Source organism: Streptomyces sp. NPDC042346, from assembly GCF_055581845.1.
The window spans coordinates 541,783-564,388 of the sequence record NZ_JBVJEH010000002.1; the positions used below are offsets into that span (position 1 = coordinate 541,783).

Below are 22,606 nucleotides of genomic sequence, written 5' to 3' on the forward strand. Positions count from 1 at the left end.
GCGGCCACCGGACACTCAGGGGTGGGCCGGACCGCCCTCGGGCAGCCAGGCGCGGGGGCCTCCGCACCGCATGCGCAGCAGCAGGGAGAGGCTTCCTGCGAGGCCGGTGGCGTACTCGGCGAGGACGGTCCTGCGGTTCTCGTCGGGCACCAGGAGGCGCCCGTCGCGCAGCACGGCCTGGGCGGCGAGGTGCTCGACCAGCAGCTCGGCGGCGGCAGCGTGGCTCTCGTCGCCCGTCCGTACGGCGGCGTCGAGCAGGAACTCGGCGTTGCCCGCGAGCCCGTGGCAGGTGGCCGGCGAGTCGGTCACCCGGCCGGCCCGTACCGCGAGGGCCGCGCCGTCCACCAGGTCGCGCAGGACCTTGTCGGACGCGCCGGTGGCCGCCCAGAGCCGGACCAGGAAGGTCCCGACGCCGGACGAGCCGCTGCACCAGTGGCGGGCGAGCTCCGGGGAGTCGGAGAGGTGGCGGGCGCGGTCGACGGGCCAGAGCGCACCGGCTGGTCCGCTGCGGGCGGCGGCCACGAGGGTGGCTCCCGCTTCGGTGGCCGCGTCGAGGAGGCGTGCGTTCCCGGTGGCCTCCGCCGCGAGCAGGAGGAAGGTGCCGACCCCGGCCACGCCGTGCGCGAAGCCGTAGTGCCAGGCACCCGCGAGAGCCGACCCGAAGTCCTCCGGCACCGGCCAGAACAGCCCCTCGGGGGTACGCCGAGCGGCGTCCAGGAGCCCGTCCGCGACCTGTGCGGCACGGTCCAGGAACCGCGGATCCCCGGTGGTGCGCCAGAAGTGGAGCTGAGTCAGACCGGAGCCGGCCGCTCCGTGGCAGACGTCCGGGTTGGGCCAGTCGACGGGGAGGGCGAGCGCCAGTGCGACGGCGCGGTCCGCCAGAGCGGTGTCGTCCAGCGCCCGCGCGGCGTCGAGCAGGGCCCAGGCCGTACCCGAGCGGCCGAAGTGCAGACCCGGCAGGTTGCCCGGCAGAGCGTCATGCCGTCCCGCCGTCCAGCGGGCTGCGGAGCGGAGGCCCTCGGCGAGCGCCTCGCGGGTCACGGGCGGTGTCGCCCCGGTCGCCGGGGTGTTGAACGGCCCGGTCGTGCCGGCGGCCCATTGGTCCAGGGCCCGGGCGAGCAGGGCGACGCCGCCCGCCGAGCCGTGCTGCACGGCCACCGGATCGCAGGTCTCGCCGAAGGTGTCCGAGGCCCACAGCCGTTCGGGGTCGTTCGGACGCATCGTGGCCAGAAGGTGGGCGATGCCGTCGTGCAGGAGCCGTGCGCGTGTGGTCGCGGCGTCGTCCGGGTGCTTCTCCCGCGTCGCCGGACCAGGGGTCCGGTTCGGCTCGACCTCGTTGGCCTGATCGACCTCCTTCGCCTGAGCGACCGACCTCGCCTGATCGTCCACCCGCTCCGGTGACGTCGACGCCCCCTGGCCGCCCGTGAGGAACTCCCGCGCCCGCTCCAGGGTCCAGCGGTCGTCGGGTTCGTCCCGCATCAACCCCCGGATCAGCGGCGAGAAGCGGCGTACGAGCGCGTGGTCGCGGGCCAGCAGTTCCACGAGGCACGCCAGGCGCCGCTCGTCCGGCCGGGCCGTGTCCCGCGGCAGGTCCTCGGCGAAGAGGGGATCGGCGCCGCTGACGGCGTGCAGGACGGTCGCGCCGAGGGCGTACAGGTCGACGGTCGGCGGCAACGCGGGTGCCACCTGGTCGACGGTGCGCAGCTCGGGGGCGGTGTAGCCGGGGGTGGCGCCGAGAACCCATCGCTCCCCCTCCCGGGCCGCCATCTCCAGGTCGATCAGGACGAGTCGTCCGTCCGGGGTGACCATGACGTTGTTGGGGTTGAAGTCGTGCAGGGTGACGCCCAGTTCGTGGGCGGTGGCGACGAGCTCGACGAGCTGCCGGACCAGGGAGTCGGCGGTACGGTCGTCGGGGCAGCCACTGCCGTCCCTGGCCAGTCGCTCGGCGACGGTGCGCCGCAGCGTCGCCCCCGGTACCGACGCGGTGGCCAGGAACACGCTGCCCTGCTGCTCGAACACCTCGACGAGCCCGGGGACACGGTCGGGGCGCGCGCCGCCGAACCGTTCGAGCAGCGCGGCCTCGCGGCGCAGCAGGTCCCGGACGTCGAGCCCTTCGAGGCCGGCTCCCACGTGGGGCCGTGCCTGCTTGACGACGACCTGCTCGCCGGTCCGGGTGTCCTCGGCGCGGAACACCCCGCCCTTGTTGGAGTGCTGGATCGCGCCCCGTACCAGGAAGCGGTCGTTCAGGAGGACGGGCTTGGCCGTGGCCGTGCTGCGGGCCGGGGCGGCCGGACGGTCGGGGAACGGGTCTCCGGCCCAGGCCGGCGGGGTGAACCAGGCGTTGCGCTCGTCGGCGACCGGCCGGCCCTCGGGGTCGGTGAGGCGGGCGGCGAAGGCGCCGTCGGCCGTCAGCTCACGGACTCCCCTGAACACGCCGTACCGGTAGAAGACCTGACTGTCGGGCCGGTAGCGCCGGTCGGAGAGGACCGCGGGGCCGGGCAGCCCCTCGGTGGCCCGGTGCAGTTCCTCGGCGAGCAGCCTGAACCGGTCGTCGTCGGCCGGGTACACGGTCAGGAACTTGCCGCCGCCGCCCCGCGCGAAGCGCCCGGACACCAGCGCGGCGACCCTGGCGGGACTCCCCGCGAACTTGAAGGCCGCGCCGTGGGCGACGAGCACCTCGGCGGAACGGGCCAGGACCAGAGGTGCCGAGAGCGGGGTGGCCGGGACGTGGATCTTCCAGCCCTGGGCACGCCCGACCGACTCCCCGGGTACGACATGGCACCAGAACTCACCCTGCTCGACGCTCCAGTCCACCGGCCCGGCTGCCGCCCTTCCGCGCCCACCGCTCTCCGTCCCCGGTGCGCTCCGGGCGATCACGGCGCGCACGATGTCGGGCAGCAGCGCGAGGTCCGACGGGCTCTCCGCGCGCGACCGCCGGGGCCCGGGGCCGGACGGGGAAGGACTCACAGTGGGTGACGACACGCTCTTCGTCCTCGCCTTTCGCATGGGAACGAGCACTCGACGAGCCCCTGGGGCCTGTCCGCGGATCAGGGTCGACAGGCCTTAGAGGACGGGCCGGACGTAGTCGTCGCCCCAACTGGTGTCCAGGGGGCTCCCGGCGACCGTCCGCGCCGTCCCCGGTCCGCCGTCCGCCGTGGCGGCGGTGGCACCGCCGGCGAGCAGGACCGTGAGGAGAAGGAGGCAGCGGACGGCAACGGACATGGTGCGACTCCTGGTTCGGGAGGTGAGCTGGCAGGCGGGAACATCCGCGTCTGGCGGGTTCACGTCGAATGTCGGCCTGATGGGGTTTCCCTCGGCCGGACACCTCCAGTTCATCCCGGCGGGCCCGCTTGGTCCAGCGCCATGACCTGGCAATACCCTGCATGGCACGGAAGTAGCAGGGCCGCATCACGGGGGAAACACGTGACTACTGGGATGGATGTGGACGGAATGCCTCGGCTGGACGCGAGGGCCGTCGCCGTCTTCGCGTACGTACTGGAGCGCGGCAGCCTCGCGCGCCGGACACCGGACGTGCTTCCGGCTCTCGGTCTGAGCCAGGAGGAGGTGGAGGCGGCCTGCGGCACCCTGCAGCGACTACGCCTCCTCAGACCGGCTCCCGGCAGGCCCGAGGAACTGATTCCGGTCAGCCCGGACGCCGCGGCGGCGGAGGTGGTCGGCCCGCTGGAGGCGGAGCTCGCGCGGGCCGCCGTGCGGGCCCAGTCGCTCCGCGACGAACTGCACTCCCTGATGCCGCACTACCGCGCCGCGCGGCGCGAGCAGGGCCGCCGGGAGGGCTTCGACGTGCTGCCCGACATGGCCTCCGCCTCCGCGATGCTCACCGAGGAATCGGCCCGCTGCCGGGAGGAGGTGTTCAGCATCCAGCCCGGTGGCGGCCGGGCACCGCACCGCCTCGGGGACGCCGTCGAGCGGGATGTGGCGATGCTCGGCCGGGGTGTGCGCATGCGCACCCTGTACCAGCACTCGGCACGGGCCAGCCTGTCCACCCAGGGGTACGTGGAGAGGCTCACCGAGGCCGGCGCCGAGTACCGCACCGCTGCCGAACTGCCCGACCGGGCCGTGGTCTTCGACCGGTCCGTGGCCTTTCTGCCCCGGCGCGCCGACGGCGGTACGGGCGAGGGGGCGGTGCTCGTCCGGGACCCTGACGTGGTGGCGTACCTCTGCAGGGTCTTCGAGCAGCACTGGTCCGGGGCGGCCCCGTTCCGGGGCACCAGCGAGGCCGCCTACAAGGAGGTCGGCCACAGCTTGCGGCGGGCGCTGGTGGGGCTGCTCGCGGAGGGCGCCAAGGACGAGGTGATCGCCAGGCGCATGGGGATGTCGCTCCGCACCTGCCGCCGTCACATCGCCGATCTCCTGGAGGAGTTGGGGGCGGAGAGCCGATTCCAGGGCGGCGCCCTCGCGGAACGCGCCGGTCTCACCGGAGCGGAGATCGCGACGGACGCCTCCGTCCGCTGATCCGTGACCGGGGGCGATGTCCACCGGCTTCGCCGCCCGGACGACCCCGGGGCCCGGGCCGGCTCGGGGCCCGGTCCGACTCAGGGTCGTCTCCCGACACGCAGGCCCCGGGAGACGACCCTCAGGACACCGAGATCAGGGCGTCATCTCGTACGCACCCGACAGCGCCTCGACGCGCTGCCAGACGCGCTCCGAGCGCGTCTCGTCGACGACGGGGCGCCGGACGGCGCCGAGCGCCCAGAGCTGCTGCGGCTCGGTTGCCGAGTCCTTGCCGTGCAGCTCGACCGCGTGCGCGGAGAAGTCGCGGACGAGGACGGCGAACAACTCGTCCAGCACGTCCTCGTCGAGACCGGTCAGGGCGGCCTGCTCCAGGACCAGCTGCCCGTGGACGACGAGGGCGAAGAGCTGGCCGACGGCGAGGAGGAGGTCGAGGTCGCGGCTCTGCTTCTCGTCGGGTGCGGCCTTGAGCACGAACTCGCAGAGGGCGTCGGCCTGTTCGCGGAAGCGAGCCACGTTGGACAGGTGGGCGTACGCGTCGTAGGCCGCGCGCCAGTCGTGGAACCGTACCGAGCCGAGGCCGCGGGCCGGCCCCTGGCGGAAGAGGAACGTGTCGTCGGCCGCGTCCAGACGGCTCGGCACGGGCTCGTACGCGACCGGGTCGAGGAGGTGGTTGCGCATGAACTTCAGGATCAGCGCCAGGTTGACGTGGACCGTGCCCTCCAGCTTCGGCAGACCGCGGATCTCCACGGCCGCCTGGGCGAAGTAGTTGTCCTTCTCGAAGCCCTTGGCCGCGATGACGTCCCACATCAGGTCGATGACCTTCTCGCCCTCCGTGGTCACCTTCATCTTCGTCATCGGGTTGAAGAGGAGGTAGCGGCGGTCGTCGGGACCCGCGGTGCGGAAGTAGTCGACGGCGCGGTCGCTGAACAGCTTCATGCCGACGAGCCGGACGTACGCGTCGGTCAACTCGCGCCGCACGTGCGGGAAGGCGGTGACCGGCCGGCCGTACAGCATGCGGTTCTGCGCGTGCGTGACGGCCTCGTACATCGCGTGCTCGCAGATGCCGATCGATGCGGTGCACAGGTTGAACTTGCCGACGTTGACGGTGTTGAGGGCGGCGTCGAAGGCGGCGCGACCGGTGTGCAGGACGTCCTCGGCGGCGACCGGGTACTCCTCCAGACGGAACTCGCTGACGTACTTGGAGGAGTCGACGACGTTCTTGACGAGGTGGTACGCCGGGTGGCGGCTGTCGGCGGCGAAGAAGACGTACGCGTCGGGACCCTCGACGTCGGTCCGGCGGCCGAAGACGGAGACGAGCCCGGCCGCGTTGCCGTTGCCGATGTAGTACTTGGAGCCGGTGGCGCGGAAGCCGCCCTGGCCGTCGGGCTCCAGGAGCATGTCGGTGGAGTAGATGTCGGCGCCGTGGGACTTCTCGGAGAGCCCGAAGGCGAACACCTCGCCCTGGGAGAGGAGTTCGGCTGCGCGGTCCCGGGCGGCAGCGTTGTCGCTCTGCCAGACCGGGCCGAGACCGAGGATGGTGACCTGCCAGGCGTACCAGTAGTCGAGGCCGTAGAAACCGAGGATCTCGTTGAGGGCGGCGATGCGGGCGGTGTCCCAGCGCTTGTCGCCGTCGCGCTCACCGGCGGCGGAGGACGGCGTCAGGAAGGTCGCGAAGAGCCCTTCCTCGGCGGCGAAGGCGAGGAAGTCGCCGAGCCAGGCCCGGGTCCGGTAGTCCTCGATGATCCGGCGCTTGCCCCGCGCCTCGAACCAGTCGACGGTGGCGCGCAGGAGCCGGCGGGTCTCCGGGTCGAAGTGCGCGGGGTCGTAGGTGTGCGGGTTGAACAGCAGCGGGTCGGCCATGAGGTCCGCCTTTCCGGCTCGGGATGAGGGTGGTGGTGCGGGGTGTGGTGGTGCTGGGTGTGGTCGTACGAGGGAGGTCACACAAAGGAGGTCACACAGACCTGGTCGTGCGGCTCGGTTCACTGCCCTGTGCGGAACCGGCCCAGCGTGGCGAGGACGTCGTCGAGCCAGCCGATCATCATCCGCTCGTACGCGACGCCGCCGCGCAGCACGACGTGCTGGAGCTCCCGCTCGGCGTCGAGCGGGCCGCTCTCCGGCGGCTCCCCGAAGTCCCGTGCCTCGCCCGCGAGATAGTGGGCGAGCCGCTCCGTGTGGGCCTGTCGGTGCCGCTGGACCTCGCTGATCAGCGCGGCCGGATCGTCGAAGGCGGCACCCCGGATCTTCACCGCGAGGTCGTGCCGCACGCTCTCGGGCTCGATGGGTTCGTGCAGCCACGTGGAGAGCGCGTCCCGTCCGGGCCCGGCGACGGAGTACTCCTTCTTGTCCGGGCGCCCCTGCTGCGGCACGTCCCGGACGTCCACCCAGCCGTCGCTCTCCATGCGCTTGAGCACGCGGTAGATCTGCTGGTGGGTGGCGGTCCAGAAGTATCCGATGGACCGCTCGAAGCGCCGGGCCAGCTCGTAGCCGGATCCGGGCTTCTCGAGCAGGGACACGAGGATCGCGTGGTCGAGCGCCATGCGCCCGATCTTGCTATGCAACGAGTTGCATAGCAAGACCGGCAGGGCCCGCTGAGACGCGGCTCACCCCGGCCCCGCGCGGACGCCGGGTCAGGCCCCTCGCAGGCCCGGGAGACTATCCGCCCTGTCCTACTCCGGGCGCCTCCTACGCCAGGCCGACCCCCGCAGGGTCGTCGTCGAGGAAGCCGCCCGACTGGTGCTGCCACAACTTCGCGTACGCGCCCTCCGCGGCGAGCAGCTCGTGATGCGTGCCCTGCTCGGCGATCCGTCCGCGGTCGAGGACGACGAGCTGGTCCATGGTCGCGACCGTGCTCAGCCGGTGGGCGACCACGAGCGCGGTCCTCCCGTCCATGAGGCGCCAGAGCGCGTCCTGGACCAGGACCTCGCTCTCGGAGTCCAGGGCGCTGGTCGCCTCGTCGAGCAGCAGGATCGGCGCGTCACGCAGAATCGCCCGCGCGAGGGCGACCCTCTGGCGCTGGCCGCCGGACAGCTTCACCCCGCGCTCGCCCACCATCGTGTCGAAGCCGTCGGGAAGCGCATGGACGAACTCCGTGACGTGCGCCGCCTCGGCCGCACGACGGATCTCGGCGTCGGTGGCGTCCGGCCGGGCGAACGCGATGTTCTCCCGCAGGGTGCGGTGGAACATCGCCGGGTCCTGCGGCACGTAGGCGATCAGGCTGCGCAGTTCGGCCTGCCGCAGCCTGCTGATGTCCTGTCCGCCGATCGTGATCCGGCCGCCGTCGATGTCCGTCATCCGCAGCAGCAGCCGGGTCAGCGTCGTCTTGCCGCCGCCGGACCTGCCGACGAAACCGACCTTCGCCCCGCTGGGCACGGCCAGGTCGAGGCGCTCGAAGAGCGGCTTCGCGCCCGCGTGGGCGAAGTCGACCTTCTCGAAGCGCACGTCGGCGCCCTTGACGAGGAGCGGCTCCGGCACGGCCGGGTCCGTGACGGTCGGCGGGGTCAGCAGCAGTTCGGTGAACTGCGCGGCCTCGGTCATCGAGCTTTCCAGGCGGCGGTAGATCTGGTTGAACTCGAACATGATCCGGGTAGCGTTGGAGTAGTAGGTGAAGGCGACGACGACCGCCTCGACGCCGTGCTCCCCCGCCCCGAGCGAGAGGGCGAGCAGCAGTCCGAGGACGTTGGTCAGTACGGACATCGGCGCGACCATGGTGTCGATGCGCAGGTTGCCGTAGTCCCACGAACGCAGGCTGAGCCGCCGCGATTCGGCGACGCGGGAGCGGTGTTCGGCGACCTCGCGGTGTTCGGCGGCGAAGGACCGGACGGTGTCCATGTTCATCAGGGAGTCGGCGACGTGGCCTGATACCCGGGCGATGGCCTCCTCGCGCTGGTCGACGAGCGCCTGCCGGCGACGGATCAGGGGCCGTACGCACAGGGCCGTCACGGCGATCATCACCAGGAGCCCGACGACGAGCAGGGGCTCGTATGTCCACAGCACCACCGACGCGAACACGAGGGGGACCAGCTTGCCCATGACCGAGAAGGTGAGGGTGTCGACGAACTCCTCGAAGCGGGAGGCGAAACTGAGGACCCGCTTGGTCAGCGAGCCGGCGAAGTTGTCGTGGAAGAAGGCGGCGTCCTTGGCGAACAGCTCGTCCATGCCGATGACGTACAGGTGCTCGATGCCGAGGGCGTCGAGGCGGTTCAGGCAGTGCAGTCCGAGGCGCCACAGCGTCTCGGCGAGAAGCAGCACGCCGGCGAAGACGAGGACGTAGGGAAGCATCGGGGCGATGCCGCCGTCGGCGCCCCCCGCGATGCGGCCGACGAGCTTCGCGACGACGAGCGGCGCGATGTAGAAGATGCCGATGTTGCCCAGCGCCGGAAGCAGCATCGCGGGCACTGTCTGCCGCTTGAGCCGGACCAACTCCTTTCCGTAGTAACGAAGTGCGAGGAGCACGGGGCCCCTGCCTGGCGAACTCTTGCGCGATTCAGGCGTTCCCATCCCAACCCTGCTTTGTCATGTCGAACTGGACAGGGCTGGCAGTGTTCCGCGCGGACACGCGCACCGTCCAAGGGTTTTTCCCGGCCGACGGACAAGCGGTCGGAGCCTCAAGGCCCCATGACCGCGCGAGCGGGGCAGCCCCGAACCCGGTCTCGACCAGCCATCCAGGACTGACACTCACAGAGTGTAATGATATGCTACACAGTGTGACAATGGAGCCCGAGGGCATCCCTCGACACCTCACGAACGCGCCCAATCGCGTCTACTACCTCGACATCGGGACCGGTACCTGGCAGGGAACGGCCACCTTCCGCGTCACCTCTTGGCGTCGCCTCTCGCGCAGCCGCATCGGGTTCACGAACAAGCTGCTCGTGGCCGCCATGCACGTCATCGAGCTGCTCACCGGTGCGCCACGGCAGGACTCGAACATCGTGGCGAAGCCGGACGAGGGCGAGTTCGGTCAGGCCGACAACGTGGTCAGGATCTCCAAGTTCGGCGTGACCCTGTACCTCCTCGAAGAGCAGTACGTACTGCACCGCGACGGAACCGGAGTCACTGTGAACGGGCACGAGAGGCTCGGCCCTCTGCCGCGCCTGTTCACGCGGACCTTCACCTACTCTGCGGTGATCCGCGACGAAGGGATGGCCGCGACCTACCGCATGCCGTTGCTCGGAGCCCTCTGGACCGGGGACTATCGGGTCGCCCCCGACCGCCAGAGCATCTTCGCGGAACTGCTGTGCGACTGGGGCAGGGCGACCGAGGACACCCGCCGAATCAGCGCGCCGGCTTAGCGGACGGCAGGAACCTCCTCCCGATGAACGCCGAGTTCACACTCCCCGCCGAAAGGGTCACCCTGGTCGCCGGACTGCTTGCCGACCGGGTCAGGCAGTACGACACCGCACGCGATCGCCGGGCCGCGTTCGCCTACACCTACTACCGCCTCACGACGGCGCTCGCCACCGGCCTGGAGAAGGGCACCCCCGAGTTCCACGACCCGCCGTGGGTCGCCGAGCTGTGCGAGACGCTCGCAGCGGCCTACTTCAGCGCGATGGACAGCATCGACGCATGGCTGGCAGGACGATCCGGTGGCTCCGCGGACGAGGTTCGGCCCGGTGATCTGCCGGACTCCGTCCCTCAGCCATGGCGGGACGTCTTCGCCGCTTCGAGTGTCCGGCGCTCCTACATGCTGGAAGACGTGCTCTTCTCCATGATGGCGCACATGTCGTACGACTTGCCGGAGGCATTGCGGCGCATGGCGACGTCCACGGGCGACCGCGGCCGCATCGCGGACTTCCACCGCATGAACGACGTGCTGGCGTCCTGTATCGACGGGGTCCAGGACGACCTCGCGGCCAGGTACTTCCATGGACTCAGCTCATTGGACAAGCTGTTCACCCGAAGTGACGAACTGTTGACCAATTACGGGATCCGGGTCGCACGGAGCTTGGCCTGGTTCAACTGCGACAGACTCCTGGACCCGGATTCGACCGAGGAAGCGTCGCGGTCGATCGGCAGGAGCACCGCCGCGCTCATCTCCGAAATCCGCTCCCCCGGCGACCGGAAGCTGCGCGCCTGCTTGTGGATCCTGCGCAGGTTGATTCCCGATCGTCGGCACTGGCCCGCAGCGAATACGCCCCTCGCGTAGAACGCCGAAGACGGACCTCGCCTCCCCCACCCGCCCCAAGACAGGGACGTGTCTCGGGTCACACCTCGACCCCTTCGTGTCGCGGGCCGTCCCGCTGGCCAGGATGAGGTCATGGAGATAGGCATCGCACTGCCCCAGTACGGCACCCACGCCCGCGCCGACCGCATCGTGGCCTTCGCGCGGGACGCCGAGGACGCCGGGTTCGACTCGTTCTGGGTCGGCGACCGCGCCCTGACCCCGGTCGCCCCCAGCAACCTGTATCCGGGGCACACCCCGGAGAACCCGTACCCGCACCAGTACAAGACCTTCCTCGACCCGTTGACCGTGCTCACCGTCGCCGCCGGCGCGACTTCCCGCGCCCGGCTCGGCATGAGCACCCTCAACGGCCCCTGGTACCCGCCGGTCCTGCTCGCCCGCTCCCTCACCTCGCTCGACCAGGTCAGCGGCGGGCGCCTCGACGTCGGACTCGGTATCGGCTGGCTGCGGGACGAGTACACCGCCGTCGGCGCCGACTTCGGCCGGCGGGGCGCCCTCCTCGACGAGCTGCTCGACGTCCTCCACAGCTTCTGGACCCAGGAGGAGTTCGGCCACGAGGGGCCTCACTGGACGATCCCCGTCTCGTACGTCGGCCTCCGCCCCGTCCAGCCCGCGGGACCGCCCGTCTATCTCGGCGGCTTCGGCCCGGCCGCCCTGCGCCGGGTCGGCCGCCGGGCGGCCGGCTGGGTCGGCGCCGTCCTGCCGCCGGGGGCGGCCGAGGGCCTGTGGGACGTGGCGCGGCGAGCCGCCGAGGAGGCGGGCCGCGACCCGGGGACGCTGCGCCGGCAGATCCGGCACAACCCCGCTCCCGGCGACACGGCGGACGCGATCGCCGCCGTGCTCGCGGGCGTGCGGGACACCGGCGCCGACGGCTGCTTCGTCGACCTCCAGCGGTCGGTCGACTCCCCCGGCGAGGCCCTGGAGCTCGGGGCCAAGGTCCTGGGCCTGCTGCGGGGCTGAGCACGGCGGAGGGGCTCCGGGCAACCGGGGCCGGGCCCCTCCGGTCGTCCCGGCCGGCCATGGGAGTCCCCGGTGCCACCGGGTATCGTGATCGCGCTTCGGTGGACGGAGCGGGAATCCGTAGAGCGTCATATGTATGGGGTGGGGAAATGCCGAAGCACCGGTTGTCCAAGAAGGGCCGCTACATAGCCCTGGCCACGACCGCCGTCGTCGTCGTGGCCGGCGCCGGGATCGCGGCGCAGACCTCGATGGCCGCCTCCGCGTGGCCGGCGCAGAAGACCTACACCGGCCGGGCGTTCGACGCCTGCACTGCGCCCTCGCTCACCGCGATGAAGGCGTGGAAGAAGGACGCCTACTACGGCGGCGTCGCCGTCTACGTCGGCGGCAAGAACCGCGGCTGCGCCCAGCCCAACCTGACCAAGTCCTGGGTGAAGTCGGTCGACACGCTCGGCTGGCGGGTCATCCCCCTCTACGTCGGCGCCCAGCCGCCCTGCCAGCAGAGCCGGAACAAGGAGAGGTTCACCGCGGCCACCGCGGCCTCGGTCGGGGCCGCCAACGCCAACGACGCGATCGCCAAGGCCTCCGCCCTCGGCATGAAGGCCGGCAGCCCGATCTACCTCAACATGGAGTCGTACGACATCGCCGACAAGGCGTGCAACGACGCCACCCTCACTTACGTGCGGTCCTTCACCAAGACGCTGCGGGCCAAGACCTACCGCGCCGGCCTCTACGGCTTCAGCAGCTCCAGCGCCAAGGCGATCGCCACCGCCACGAACCGCACGGACCTGCCGGGCAACCTCTGGTACGCCCTGTGGAACGGCCAGGAAACCACCACCAAGGACTGGCCCTGGGATCCGAAGCTGTACACCGACCACAGCCGCGGCCACCAGTACAAGGCCAACAGCAAAGAGACCCGCGGCGGTCACACCATCACCGTCGACCGCAACGCCTGGGACGCCCCGGTCGCCCTCGTCGGCTGACCGTGGACCGTTCCGACCCGGTGCCTCATGAGCCGATCGGCGGCCGGCGGGGCCCGGTCAGGCGGAGACGCTTCTGCTGAACCAGCCGCTGAACGTCGGTTCCTTCGACGCGACCTGAGGCCGCTCGGCCCGTTCCAGTACCCTTTCGGCCTCCGCGCGCCAGCCGGCCGCGTCCGCGTGGGGCGGGGGCAGGAACGGGCCACGCCCGGCCGCTTCCGCGGCGGCTCCGAAGAAGTCGCCGCCCTTGCGCTTGACGTCGTCCGTCCCCCACGCGCGGCCCGCGTCGCGTGGGGGCGCCTTCCGCAGGTGGGGAATGTGCTTGGCGCAGTGGATGTACGCCTCCTCGACGGCGACCTCCACCCAGACCTGCGCCCGGCGGCCCGGTACGGGGTCGTACGCGAGACCGACGTGCGTACGGCGCATCTCGTCGTCGGCCACGACCCGCGCCGTGCCGTTCACATGGAGTCCGATGCGGTCCTGGAGGAAGTCCATCATCAGGATGCCGACGTGGGGGTTCTCCTCGATGTTGCCGAGGCTGGCCTGGACGCCGTTGCCCCGGTACTCGGGGTAGGCGAGGGTCCGGTCGTCGAGGACGTGGAGAAATCCGGGCGGCCCGGCGCGGAAGGTGTTGTCGCATTCGCCGTGCCGGTCGGCGGTCGCCAGGAAGAACATCTCCTGCCGTGCCGCGAACTCCCGCATCCGGGTGTTGAGCCGGTCGAGGACCTGGTCGGCGTAGAACCTGTCGGCGCGTTCGGTGGTGCCCATGCGCTGTTGGACCCGATGTTCGCCGTCGCTCCCCGGGCGCGTGGTGCGTACCGGCGGCGCCTGCCGGAGCGCGCCCTGTTCGCGTTCGAATGCACTCAATTCCTTGCCCCGACCAGTTCTTCGATGGAGTCGTGCCGTATGCGGTGGGCGGGTATGCCGATGTCCACCAGTGTGTCGACGCCGCGGCGAATCATGCCGGGCGGTCCCGACAGGTACGCGTCGTAGGTGTGCCACGGGCCGTACTCGTACACGGCTTCCGGGAGCCGGGCGCCCAGGCCGCCGCGGGGGCCCTCGTCGACGACCGGACGGACGGAGAGCCAGGGGTGCGACTGCTGCATCCGGAGCATGGTCTCGATGTCGTACAGGTCGAGGTCCCGGCGGGCTCCGTAGAACACCTGGACGGAGCGGCGGCGGCCGTGCTGGGCCACGTCCTCGACCAGGGCCTTGATGGGCGCGATGCCGGTGCCGCCGCCGAGGCACAGGAGCCCGTTGTTGGTGGTGTGGTCCACGGTCATGGATCCGGCGGGGGGACCGAGCCGGATGACGTGCCCCGGGCGGGCGCGGTGCACGAGGGCGTTGGAGACCCAACCCGCCGGCACGGCCTTCACGTGGAAGGAGAGCAGGCCGTCGGAGCGGGGTGCCCCGGCGAAGGAGTAGTGCCGCCAGACGCGCGGCCACCAGGGGGTCTCCAGAGCGGTGTACTGCCCGGCGAGGAAGGGGTACGGCTGGTCGGGCCGGACCGTCACGACGGCGACGTCGGGCGTACGCATGTCATGGGCGACCACCTCCGCCGCCCACGAGGCGGGGGCGCGCAGCGCGTCCTCGGCCGCCGCGTCGATCATGATCTGGGAAATCGTGGTGTAGGCGGCCACCCAGGCGGACTCGGTCCTGGGCCCCCAGCTCCGCGGGGCGTAGCGGGAGAGCGCGCCGATGAGGCATTCGCCGACGGCGGGATAGTGCTCGGGAAGGGTGCCGTACTTGCGGTGTCCGCGGCCCAGGTGGGACAGGTACGCGGCCAGGGTCGCGGCGTCGTCCGCGTGGGTCGCGGCAGTGAGCAGCGCCTTGAAGAGGCGGTCGCGCTGGGTGTCCATGGCAGCGGGGAAGAGCGCCCGCAGGTCGGGATGGCGGAGGAACAGCAGGGCGTAGAAGTGCGAGGTGACCTTGTCGGCGATCGGCTCGATCTCGGCCATGGTGCGCCGCAGAAGCCCCGCGTCGGAGGTGTCCTCCGGGGCCGGGGACGGGGCCGGAGGTGGAGCCGGAGCCGTGGCCGGAGTCGGGGTGGCGGCCTGGGGCGCGCCCTGCCGTTGAGCCGGCACCTGTGCGGGTGACTCGGGCGCCGTGCGGCTCCGGTCGGCGCCGCTGCCCACGAGGCGTATCCGGGTGAAGGGGCGGGCGGACATGCCGTCCTCGGCGTCCTGGTGACCGTCCCTTCGGCCGCCGTGCTGCCCGTTCCGGTGATGCTGCGGGTCCGTTCCGAACCAGCCGGCGCTCCGACTGTCGCCGGACGTGTCGCCACCGGCGGACGTAGGGTTCGGAGCATCCATCGGTTTGCCTCGCCTCGATCGAGCATCTTTCGGTCGTCTGTGTACGTGGGGTCCGAGTGTGCCCCATTCTTCCTCTCCGTATCGGAATTCCCGGCGTTTCACCTCAGCTGCTTTCAAAGCCGATGGCACGCACCGCACTTGATGGGCGACAGCACCCGAACATCCGAACGAGTTCGACCATACCCCGCCCGCACGCACTCATGAACGGACCCCTAAGCCGCCACGGCGACACGGCATTTGAGCAGGTCAAGGCGGTGCGCGGGCGGAAGACTCGGGATCTGCGATGAGTTACCGACGAGTTCGAGCGATACGGCGAGCCGTTGGCCACAGACTCATGAGGAAATTCCCGACAGAAATGAAGCAGGGCCTCTCGAATCTCTCACACCGCGCGCGCGGATTCCTTACTTTCTCCACATTCAGGTGGAGCCATCACTCCGGAGGTTTCGGGTCCGGGGCCTTCGGGACGGCGCGGTCGCCCGGGTGGCGCAGGGCGCACAGGAAGCCAAGAGCGAGGGCGACGGCCATGCCGTAGAAGACCCATTGGTTGGCCTGGGCGAAGTCCATCTGAATCGACGACATGGCGTCGCGGGTGGCCTCGGCGACCTGGCCGGTGCCGGTCGGCGGGGTGGCGTCGCCGTGGCCGGAGACGGAGTCGGTGATGCCGCGGGCGACCTGGTCCGCGATGGCGGGTGAGATGCCCCGCGCCCGGAGCGTGTCCGTCACGTTCTCCGTCATGGCCCGGGACAACAGGGTGCCGAACACCGCCAGGCCGACGCTCGCCGCGTAGTTGCGGACGGTCTGGGTGATGCCGGTGACCTCGCCGTAGGAGGTGCCGATGGCGCGGTTGACCGCGTCCGTCGACGCCGGGGCCAGGATGAAGCCGATTCCCGCGCCGGCGAGGGCCACGTAGGGCCATTGGTCGTGCATGGACAGGGTCGTCAGTTTGCCGGCCCACAGGGCGAAGCCGACCGCGCCGAGGATCGATCCCGCTTTCAGCGCGGGGCGCGCACCCCGTTTGTCGAGGATCCGGCCGCCCCACTGGGAGGCGAGGGCGAAGCCGACGAAGAAGTACAGGAGGAAGAGCGCCGCCTGGTTGGGAGAGGCGCTGAGGGACACCTGAGCGTAGACGGAGGAGAAGAAGAACACCGGCACGAAGGCGAGCATCGCGAAGAACAGTACGGCCGTGTCCACCCTGAACGCCTTGTCCTGGAAGACCCGCAGGTCGATCAGTGGGTGGCGGAGGCCGCGCTCGTACCGTACGAACACGTACAGGATCGCGATGCCGCCGACGACGCACAGCCAGGTCGCCCAGCTCGCCCATCCCCATGACCACGCCTGTTGGAAGCCGAGGACGCTCAGGCCCATGCCAGCGGCGACGAGGGCCGCGCCGGGCACGTCGAGGGTTCCGGGGCGCCGGTGGTCCGCGATGTGCGCGAGGGCGGTGAGGATCAGGGCGATGATCGCGACCGGCACGTTGACCCAGAAGACGGCGCGCCAGGTCCACGAGGCCGTGAGCCAGCCGCCGAGCAGCGGCCCGACGGCGGTCAGCGCTCCGGAGATCCCGAAGAACAGGGCGAGGGCCCTGCCCCGCCGTTCGACGGGGAACACCGCCACGACCACGGCCAGCGCGGCCGGGAAGAGCAGCGCCGCGCCGAGACCCTGCACGGCCCGGAAGGTGATGAGCCAGGGCTGGGCGTAGTCGCCGGAGGGGACGCAACCGCAGAGGACCGACGCGACGACGAAGACGAGGGTGCCGATGACGACGATGCGGCGTGGCCCGTACAGGTCGGCCAGGCGGCCGCCGAGGGCGAAGAACGCGGCGAGGGCGAGGAGGTAGGCGTTGACCACCCACTGCATGCCCGAGCTGGAGAGTCCCAGCTCGCGCACGATGTCGGGGGCGGCGATGGAGACGATGGTCTGGTCGATGAAGGTCATCGCCACCGCGAACATCATCGCCGCGAGTGCAACTGTCTGGTTCGGGAGCCGCCCGCCCTTCTGCTGCGCGGGGAACGGCTGCGGACCAGGTTCTGTCCGGCTGCTCACTCTGTCCAGTCTGATCCCGTCCGCGGCGTCGCGCATGCCGCGCGCAGCCCGGGGCGGAGCGGCGTCGGGCTCACGGCGACTACGGTGAGGGGGAGACCGAGACCTGGAAGGCTACTGACACCGGTGTCCTACGGCTTCCCTCTGGGCGCCTGGTCCGTGGCCGCGCGTTGCGCCGTCCGGTTCCGGCGGGTCCGGCGCCTGCCTACGCCGTCCATCTGCTCGGCAGGCAGCCTCCCGAGGCCCCCTGGGACGTCCGGTGGCTGCGTTGGCCGGACTTCTGGCTGCCCAGCAGCCACGTCCAGGCCCGAGCCGTCCTTGGTGAGGCATGGGCTCGTGCCGACACCGAGCGCGTCGAGATCGCCTGTGGCGGTGGCCGTGGCCGAACCGGCACGGCCCTGGCCTGTCTCGCCGTCCTGGACGGCGTACCCGCCGACCGGGCAGTGGACTTCGTGCGCCGGAACTACGACCCCCGCGCCGTCGAAACCCCCTGGCAGAGGCGCTACGTTCTCCGTTTCGCCGACTGACGACGACAACTCGCCGGCGCCGGCGACGGGTTCACCTCGGTCCAGGTCGCCGGTGCCGTGTGCGGGAAAGCTCCGTCCGGTGGGACGGAACGGGTCACGCGAGGGTGAGGAAGAGCTTCTCCAGCTCCTCCTGTGTCATGGGCGGGGTGCCGGAGTCGTCGCTGAGACACTGCCGCATTCCGCTCGCCACGATCTTGAACCCGGCCCGGTCCAGGGCCTTGGAGACGGCCGCGAGCTGAGTGACGACGTCCTCGCACTCCCCGCCGGACTCGACCATCGCGATCACGGCGGCCAGCTGTCCCTGCGCCCGTCGCAGGCGGTTCAGGACCGGCTTCATCGCTTCTTCGTCCACCTGCACAGGACTCCTCCTCCTTCACCCCCACCCTGCACGCCCCTGGAGGCATGCGTCCTTACGTCACTTCGATGATGCACCCTGACCGGCACCGGCACGGGCACGGGCACGGGCACGGGCACGGGCACCGGCTATCGGTTCCCGGTGCGGCGCCCGTGAGCGCCGCCGCATCCGGGCGGCGACCGCGACGGTCCCCACGGCTCCGAGCACGGCCCAGGTGGCGGGGTGGGTCCACACCACGGTGTCGAGCTGCTGGGCGAGGACGAAGACGCCCATGACCACGACGAACCAGCCGAACGCCTTGCGCAGCGCGTCCTGCGGGATGCGGCCCGCGAGGCGGGCGCCGACCAGGCTGCCGATCACGGCCGCCGCGGTCACGGTCGCGGCGATGCCCCAGTCGATGGAGACGCCGGAGAGGTGACCGGCGAGGCCGGCGAAGGACTTCATCGCGATGACCAGGAGCGAGGTGCCGACCGCGATGCCCATCGGCAGTCCGCCGAGGATGGCCAGGGCCGGAACGACGAGGAATCCGCCGCCGGAGCCGACCAGGCCGGTCACCGTACCGACGACGAGGCCCTCGACGGCGATGTGCTTCAGCGGCAGATCCTTGCCGGCGGGCCGGGCGGGTCGGGCGCGTTCGCGTCCGTCGCGGGGCTTGCGGAGCATGGCGAAGGCCGTGGCCAGCATCATCAGGGCGAACGCGACGAGCAGGACGGTGCCGGGGATGTACTCGGCGAGGCGGCCCCCGGCGTAGGCGCCGGCCATGCTGAAGGCGCCGAAGAGCAGTCCGGTCTTCCAGCGGACCCGGTGGGCGCGGGCGTGCGGGATCAGGGCGGCGAGGCTGGTGACGCCGACGACGAACAGGGAGGTGGCGATGGCCTCCTTGGTCTCCTGCCCGGCGAGGTAGACCAGGATCGGGACGGTGAGGATGGAGCCTCCGCCGCCGAGGATGCCGAGGCTGACGCCGATGAGGAGGGAGGCCGCGATGATCAGGGCGGTCACGACGCGCTCCGCAGCTCCGTGATGACGGTACGGATGTCGGTGCGCGGGCCGCGGTTGTAGGGGAGCTTGGAGAGCAGCACGCCCATGGCACAGGAGTTGCTCAGCGCGGCGTAGGTCAGGCCGGCGCCGATCGCCGTCCCGACGAGGTGGACGCCGGGGACCGCGATGCCGATGAGGCCGGTGGCCAGCACGACCGAGCCCGCGACAAGGCGGACCTGGCGCTCCATGTCCCACCGCTGGGGTCCCCGCTTCACGGGCGCGCTCGCCGCCTCCCAGGCGGTGATGCCACCCTCCAGGACGCGGAGGTTGGGCAGACCGGCCTGAGCGAGGGCCTGCTCGGCCTCCTTCGCGCGCTGCCCGGAGCGGCAGACGAGCACGACCTCCTCGTCCAGGTGCGAACGCAGCTCCGCGCGGTGCTCGCGCAAGGTGCTCAGAGGCACGTTGTACGAGCCGGGGATGTGGGAGGTGCGGAACTCGCCCGGGGTGCGCACGTCGAGCAGGCGCGGGGCGTGGCCCTCCTGGACGAGACGGTGCAGGACGGCGGGGGTGATCGACTGGACGGTGCGCTCGGCGCTCATGCGGGACTCCGGAAGATATATACGGGTGGGGGTATGCAAAGGGCCGTGACGGCCGGCGGTTCGTGGACGGGCGGGACGGGCGGGACGGGCGGGCGCGCTCAGACCTTGACGGACCCGGCCGCCAGGGCCCAGGCCGCGTAACCGCCCAGGATGTCGGAGACGTCCTCGATGCCGCGGTGGCGGAGGAGGCTGGCGGCGATGGAGGAGCGGTGGCCGCCCGCGCAGTGCAGGACCAGGGGCCGGTCGGTGGGAAGTTCGCCTACCCGGGAGGGCAGTTCGCTCAGCGGGATGTGCAGGGCCTCGGGGATGAAGCCGTTGGCCTCGCGCTCGCCGCAGGTACGGACGTCCACCACGAGCGGCGGGTTGGCCCCGGCGAGGGCGGTCTTCAGGTGCACGGCGGTGAGGCGGCCGGCCGGGGCGACCTCTGCCTCCATCACCCGCAGGGCGTCCTCGGGGTTGCGGACGTAGCCCACGACGCGGTCGAAGCCGATGCGGGCGAGACGGGTGACAACCTCCACCTCACGGTTCTGCGGCGCCATCACCACCAGTTCCTCCGCCGGGTCCAGGACGGTGCCGGCCTGCTCGGCGAACCGGCCGTCGGCCGGCACGTTCACCGCGCCGGACAGGTGACCGGCCGCGAACTCCTGCGGGTCACGCGCGTCGACCACCACCGCGCCACCGGCCCGTAGCCCGGCGAACTCCTCCAGGGACAGCGGACGGGAGGCCGAGGCCCCGTCGTACAGCGGGCGCTCCTTGCGGTTGAGGTCGGCGTCGTAGGCGAAGTAGCCCGGAGCCGCGGACTGGCCCGCGGTGACCAGCGCGACGAAGGCCTCCCGACTCATCGGGGCGCAGGCGTAGTTGGTCGCGCGCTGCTCACCGATGGTGGAGTGCTTCTCGGTGGACAGGTTCTTGCCGCAGGCCGACCCGGCGCCGTGCGCGGGGAAGACCCGGACCTCGTCCGCGAGGCCCATCAGCTTGTTCTGGACGCTGTCGTGGAGCATGCCGCCCAGTTCCTCGGCCGTCACGCCCACCGAGGCGAGCAGGTCGGGGCGGCCCACGTCGCCGATGAACAGCGCGTCACCCGTCAGGACACCGTACGGAACGGTGTCGCCGGCGCGCTCGTAGACGATGACGCTGATCGACTCCGGGGTGTGCCCGGGGGTCTCCATGACCTCCAGCACCACCTCGCCCAGCGTGATCCGCTCGCCCTCGGCGAGGTGCCGGACCGGGTACTCGGTCTCCGCCCGCGAGCCGTAGCCGATCCACGCGCCCGTCTCGTCGGCCATCTCCAGGTGTCCGGCGACGAAGTCCGCGTGGAAGTGGGTGTTGATCACGCCGACCACGGTGAAACCGTGTGCCCGCGCATCGGCGAGGTACTCCGAGACGTCCCGGCGCGGGTCGACGACAACAGCCTGCCCGGTCGTCTCGTCGGCGATCATGTACGACGCCTGGGACAGGCAGTCGAGGTAGTACTGGGCGAAGAACACGGCGAACCTTTCGACGGAGAGCAGGGCGCGGAGCGGAGCCCCGCGAGACGGGATGAAGCGAGGTGGGGGTGGGCGGCCGGCCGTTCAGGCGGCCCGGGCGTCCGTTCCGCACACGATCGGGCGGCCGGTGCGGGCCCGTCCGGAGTCGTCCGGTTCGCGTACGTCGACGGCGAAGGCTCCCTCCGCCAGGTCGGTCGCGAAGACGTCCAGATCCACTTCACGCATGGAAGATCACCCTTTCGGATACCCCCCGGGGTACTTATGCCGCCGACTGTAGGCAGGGGCACCAGGGGAAGTCAAATACCCCCTGGGGTATCGCACGTCACAGCCCGAACCCTTCGCGGGGGCATAGATGAAAATACCCATGGGGGTATGGTGACCTGTGGATATGAGAACGGATGGAACATCGGGATGACACAAGGGACCACGACGGCGCAGCCCCCGCAGGACACCGTGCTGCTGGGCCTTCGGGAGAACAGGGCGCAGTTCGGCCTGCTCGTCGTCGTCACGGCGGCGGTCGGGGCGCTCGTCGGTCTGGAGCGGACGACGGTCCCCCTGATCGGCACCGAGGTCTTCGGCCTCACCGGGAACCTGGCCGTCTTCTCGTTCATCGTCGCCTTCGGCCTCGCCAAGGCCCTGACGAACCTCGCAGCCGGTGTGCTCACCGCCCGTTTCCGGCGCAGGCAGCTCCTGCTGGCCGGCTGGCTGATCGGCGCACCCGTGCCGTTCGTCCTCGCCTGGGCGCCTTCGTGGTGGTGGATCGTCGCCGCGAACGTCCTGCTCGGCGTCAACCAGGGCCTGACGTGGTCGATGACCGTCAACATGAAGATCGACCTGGTGGGGCCCGCCCGCCGGGGACTCGCCACCGGCCTCAACGAGGCCGCCGGCTACGTCGCGGTCGGCGCCACGGCCCTGCTCACCGGCTACCTCGCCACCCGGTACGGGCTGCGCCCCGCCCCCGAGCTCATCGGTGTCGTCTTCCTCGCCGCCGGTCTCGGCCTGTCCCTCCTGGCCAAGGACACCGCCGCCCACCTCGCCCTCGAACTCGCCCGCCACCCGGCGCCCGAGGGCGGCAAGGACGGCAGGCCGTCCTTCACGGAGACCTTCGCCCGTACGTCATGGCGCGACCGGTCCCTGCGCGGTGCCGGCCAGGCAGGCCTGGTCAACAATCTCAACGACGGCCTGACCTGGGGCGTCTTCCCGCTCCTCTTCGCCGACCACGGCCTCGGCGTCGCTGCGATCGGCCTGATCAAGGGGCTCTACCCGCTGCTGTGGGGCATCGGCCAGATCCCGGCCGGCCACCTCGCCGACCGGATCGGCCGCAAGCCGCTCGTCGTGACGGGCATGCTCGTCCAGGCGGCGGCGCTCCTGATCGCCCTCGTGCTCCTCGATCGCCCGCTCCTCGCCGGGGTCCTCTCCGCCGTCGGCCTGGGCCTCGGCACCGCGCTGGTCTATCCGGCGCTCATCGCCTCCGTCTCCGACCACGCCCACCCTTCCTGGCGGGCCCACGCCCTGGGCACGTACCGGTTCTGGCGCGACATCGGCTACGCGGCCGGCGCCCTGCTGGCGGGTGTCCTCGCCGACGCGCTGGGCCTGGACGCCACGGTCCTCGCCGCCGCCGTGCTCACCGCGATCTCCGGCCTCCTCGCCGCCCGCTGGATGACCGACCGCCCTCGACAGCACTGACCCTCAGGCACTCCTGACGATCCCTACGAAGCGC

20 protein-coding genes are annotated in these 22,606 nt (G+C 71.3%); 7 read left to right on the forward strand and 13 right to left on the reverse strand.

Annotated elements, in window-relative coordinates; translation table 11 throughout:
• Nucleotides 1-15: 15 nt before the first annotated feature.
• Both lanL and ACZ6K0_RS11195 read right to left on the reverse strand, forming a co-directional pair.
• Entirely contained in the window at nucleotides 16-2,982 is a 2,967-nt protein-coding gene (lanL, locus tag ACZ6K0_RS11190; RefSeq protein ID WP_469231617.1) for a class IV lanthionine synthetase LanL, read from the reverse strand.
• Nucleotides 2,983-3,063: 81 nt separating this feature from the next.
• The gene (locus ACZ6K0_RS11195; protein WP_376409127.1) at nucleotides 3,064-3,222 is read right to left on the reverse strand and encodes a hypothetical protein; all 159 of its coding nucleotides are present in this window, start codon (nucleotides 3,220-3,222) and stop codon (nucleotides 3,064-3,066) included.
• Between the two features lie 228 nt (nucleotides 3,223-3,450).
• Here ACZ6K0_RS11195 and ACZ6K0_RS11200 point away from each other — a divergent pair, with 228 nt between their 5' ends.
• The gene (locus ACZ6K0_RS11200; protein WP_469231619.1) at nucleotides 3,451-4,473 is read left to right on the forward strand and encodes a hypothetical protein; all 1,023 of its coding nucleotides are present in this window, start codon (nucleotides 3,451-3,453) and stop codon (nucleotides 4,471-4,473) included.
• A 135-nt stretch (nucleotides 4,474-4,608) separates the two neighbouring features.
• On the opposite strand, the gene ACZ6K0_RS11205 is transcribed toward ACZ6K0_RS11200, so the two are convergent.
• The 3 genes from ACZ6K0_RS11205 to ACZ6K0_RS11215 all read right to left on the reverse strand — a co-directional run bounded on the left by ACZ6K0_RS11205 (nucleotide 4,609) and on the right by ACZ6K0_RS11215 (nucleotide 8,925).
• A complete protein-coding gene (locus tag ACZ6K0_RS11205) occupies nucleotides 4,609-6,333 on the reverse strand; it encodes an acyl-CoA dehydrogenase family protein (RefSeq protein ID WP_376409121.1) in 1,725 nt (574 codons plus the stop codon).
• Nucleotides 6,334-6,452: 119 nt separating this feature from the next.
• Nucleotides 6,453-7,010 carry a PadR family transcriptional regulator gene (locus tag ACZ6K0_RS11210; RefSeq protein ID WP_376409118.1) on the reverse strand — a complete coding sequence of 186 codons (558 nt, stop codon included), beginning with the start codon at nucleotides 7,008-7,010 and terminating at the stop codon, nucleotides 6,453-6,455.
• Nucleotides 7,011-7,155: 145 nt separating this feature from the next.
• Entirely contained in the window at nucleotides 7,156-8,925 is a 1,770-nt protein-coding gene (locus ACZ6K0_RS11215) for an ABC transporter ATP-binding protein (RefSeq protein WP_469231621.1), read from the reverse strand.
• A gap of 251 nt (nucleotides 8,926-9,176) precedes the next feature.
• Between ACZ6K0_RS11215 and ACZ6K0_RS11220 the strand changes: the two genes are divergently transcribed.
• The 4 genes from ACZ6K0_RS11220 to ACZ6K0_RS11235 all read left to right on the forward strand — a co-directional run bounded on the left by ACZ6K0_RS11220 (nucleotide 9,177) and on the right by ACZ6K0_RS11235 (nucleotide 12,591).
• Nucleotides 9,177-9,761, forward strand: a complete 585-nt coding sequence (locus ACZ6K0_RS11220; protein WP_469231623.1) for a hypothetical protein — start codon at nucleotides 9,177-9,179, stop codon at nucleotides 9,759-9,761.
• 23 nt (nucleotides 9,762-9,784) lie between these two features.
• Nucleotides 9,785-10,615: a DUF5995 family protein gene (locus ACZ6K0_RS11225; RefSeq protein ID WP_469231625.1), complete on the forward strand. Its 831-nt coding sequence runs from the start codon at nucleotides 9,785-9,787 to the stop codon at nucleotides 10,613-10,615.
• A 111-nt stretch (nucleotides 10,616-10,726) separates the two neighbouring features.
• Nucleotides 10,727-11,611, forward strand: a complete 885-nt coding sequence (locus ACZ6K0_RS11230) for a TIGR03619 family F420-dependent LLM class oxidoreductase (protein ID WP_469231626.1) — start codon at nucleotides 10,727-10,729, stop codon at nucleotides 11,609-11,611.
• A 149-nt stretch (nucleotides 11,612-11,760) separates the two neighbouring features.
• Nucleotides 11,761-12,591 carry a glycoside hydrolase domain-containing protein gene (locus ACZ6K0_RS11235; protein WP_376409104.1) on the forward strand — a complete coding sequence of 277 codons (831 nt, stop codon included), beginning with the start codon at nucleotides 11,761-11,763 and terminating at the stop codon, nucleotides 12,589-12,591.
• A 57-nt stretch (nucleotides 12,592-12,648) separates the two neighbouring features.
• On the opposite strand, the gene ACZ6K0_RS11240 is transcribed toward ACZ6K0_RS11235, so the two are convergent.
• The 3 genes from ACZ6K0_RS11240 to ACZ6K0_RS11250 form a co-directional block, all read right to left on the reverse strand.
• Nucleotides 12,649-13,356: a pyridoxamine 5'-phosphate oxidase family protein gene (locus tag ACZ6K0_RS11240; RefSeq protein WP_469232199.1), complete on the reverse strand. Its 708-nt coding sequence runs from the start codon at nucleotides 13,354-13,356 to the stop codon at nucleotides 12,649-12,651.
• Between the two features lie 95 nt (nucleotides 13,357-13,451).
• Complete coding sequence (locus tag ACZ6K0_RS11245) at nucleotides 13,452-14,900, reverse strand: globin domain-containing protein (RefSeq protein WP_469231629.1); 1,449 nt, start codon at nucleotides 14,898-14,900, stop codon at nucleotides 13,452-13,454.
• A gap of 429 nt (nucleotides 14,901-15,329) precedes the next feature.
• Complete coding sequence (locus ACZ6K0_RS11250; RefSeq protein WP_469232201.1) at nucleotides 15,330-16,853, reverse strand: MFS transporter; 1,524 nt, start codon at nucleotides 16,851-16,853, stop codon at nucleotides 15,330-15,332.
• Nucleotides 16,854-17,092: 239 nt separating this feature from the next.
• Between ACZ6K0_RS11250 and ACZ6K0_RS11255 the strand changes: the two genes are divergently transcribed.
• Nucleotides 17,093-17,467, forward strand: a complete 375-nt coding sequence (locus ACZ6K0_RS11255) for a phosphatase domain-containing protein (protein WP_469232203.1) — start codon at nucleotides 17,093-17,095, stop codon at nucleotides 17,465-17,467.
• 94 nt (nucleotides 17,468-17,561) lie between these two features.
• Here the strand turns inward: ACZ6K0_RS11255 and ACZ6K0_RS11260 are convergent, their stop codons facing one another.
• The 5 genes from ACZ6K0_RS11260 to ACZ6K0_RS11280 all read right to left on the reverse strand — a co-directional run bounded on the left by ACZ6K0_RS11260 (nucleotide 17,562) and on the right by ACZ6K0_RS11280 (nucleotide 21,111).
• Complete coding sequence (locus ACZ6K0_RS11260; protein ID WP_469231631.1) at nucleotides 17,562-17,825, reverse strand: metal-sensitive transcriptional regulator; 264 nt, start codon at nucleotides 17,823-17,825, stop codon at nucleotides 17,562-17,564.
• A 57-nt stretch (nucleotides 17,826-17,882) separates the two neighbouring features.
• The gene (locus ACZ6K0_RS11265; protein WP_469231633.1) at nucleotides 17,883-18,821 is read right to left on the reverse strand and encodes a sulfite exporter TauE/SafE family protein; all 939 of its coding nucleotides are present in this window, start codon (nucleotides 18,819-18,821) and stop codon (nucleotides 17,883-17,885) included.
• Nucleotides 18,818-19,399: a rhodanese-like domain-containing protein gene (locus ACZ6K0_RS11270; protein ID WP_376409089.1), complete on the reverse strand. Its 582-nt coding sequence runs from the start codon at nucleotides 19,397-19,399 to the stop codon at nucleotides 18,818-18,820. The genes ACZ6K0_RS11265 and ACZ6K0_RS11270 overlap by 4 nt, the downstream gene beginning before the upstream one ends.
• A gap of 98 nt (nucleotides 19,400-19,497) precedes the next feature.
• Nucleotides 19,498-20,886, reverse strand: a complete 1,389-nt coding sequence (locus ACZ6K0_RS11275) for an MBL fold metallo-hydrolase (protein WP_469231635.1) — start codon at nucleotides 20,884-20,886, stop codon at nucleotides 19,498-19,500.
• An 84-nt stretch (nucleotides 20,887-20,970) separates the two neighbouring features.
• On the reverse strand, nucleotides 20,971-21,111 hold the full coding sequence (locus ACZ6K0_RS11280) for a hypothetical protein (RefSeq protein ID WP_376409084.1): 141 nt from the start codon (nucleotides 21,109-21,111) through the stop codon (nucleotides 20,971-20,973).
• Between the two features lie 186 nt (nucleotides 21,112-21,297).
• Between ACZ6K0_RS11280 and ACZ6K0_RS11285 the strand changes: the two genes are divergently transcribed.
• Entirely contained in the window at nucleotides 21,298-22,572 is a 1,275-nt protein-coding gene (locus ACZ6K0_RS11285; protein WP_469231637.1) for an MFS transporter, read from the forward strand.
• The last annotated feature ends 34 nt before the right edge of the window (nucleotides 22,573-22,606 follow it).

Bases quoted from the DNA above. Each gene is read 5' to 3' on its own strand.
- ACZ6K0_RS11225 (WP_469231625.1), top strand. From the start codon at position 9,785: ATGAACGCCGAGTTCACACTCCCCGCCGAAAGGGTCACCCTGGTCGCC.
- ACZ6K0_RS11200 (WP_469231619.1), top strand. From the start codon at position 3,451: ATGCCTCGGCTGGACGCGAGGGCCGTCGCCGTCTTCGCGTACGTACTG.
- ACZ6K0_RS11210 (WP_376409118.1), bottom strand. From the start codon at position 7,010: ATGGCGCTCGACCACGCGATCCTCGTGTCCCTGCTCGAGAAGCCCGGA.
- ACZ6K0_RS11230 (WP_469231626.1), top strand. From the start codon at position 10,727: ATGGAGATAGGCATCGCACTGCCCCAGTACGGCACCCACGCCCGCGCC.
- ACZ6K0_RS11205 (WP_376409121.1), bottom strand. From the start codon at position 6,333: ATGGCCGACCCGCTGCTGTTCAACCCGCACACCTACGACCCCGCGCAC.
- ACZ6K0_RS11250 (WP_469232201.1), bottom strand. From the start codon at position 16,853: ATGATGTTCGCGGTGGCGATGACCTTCATCGACCAGACCATCGTCTCC.
- ACZ6K0_RS11240 (WP_469232199.1), bottom strand. From the start codon at position 13,356: ATGGGCACCACCGAACGCGCCGACAGGTTCTACGCCGACCAGGTCCTC.
- ACZ6K0_RS11245 (WP_469231629.1), bottom strand. From the start codon at position 14,900: ATGGATGCTCCGAACCCTACGTCCGCCGGTGGCGACACGTCCGGCGAC.
- ACZ6K0_RS11285 (WP_469231637.1), top strand. From the start codon at position 21,298: ATGACACAAGGGACCACGACGGCGCAGCCCCCGCAGGACACCGTGCTG.
- ACZ6K0_RS11235 (WP_376409104.1), top strand. From the start codon at position 11,761: ATGCCGAAGCACCGGTTGTCCAAGAAGGGCCGCTACATAGCCCTGGCC.
- ACZ6K0_RS11280 (WP_376409084.1), bottom strand. From the start codon at position 21,111: ATGCGTGAAGTGGATCTGGACGTCTTCGCGACCGACCTGGCGGAGGGA.
- ACZ6K0_RS11195 (WP_376409127.1), bottom strand. From the start codon at position 3,222: ATGTCCGTTGCCGTCCGCTGCCTCCTTCTCCTCACGGTCCTGCTCGCC.
- ACZ6K0_RS11270 (WP_376409089.1), bottom strand. From the start codon at position 19,399: ATGAGCGCCGAGCGCACCGTCCAGTCGATCACCCCCGCCGTCCTGCAC.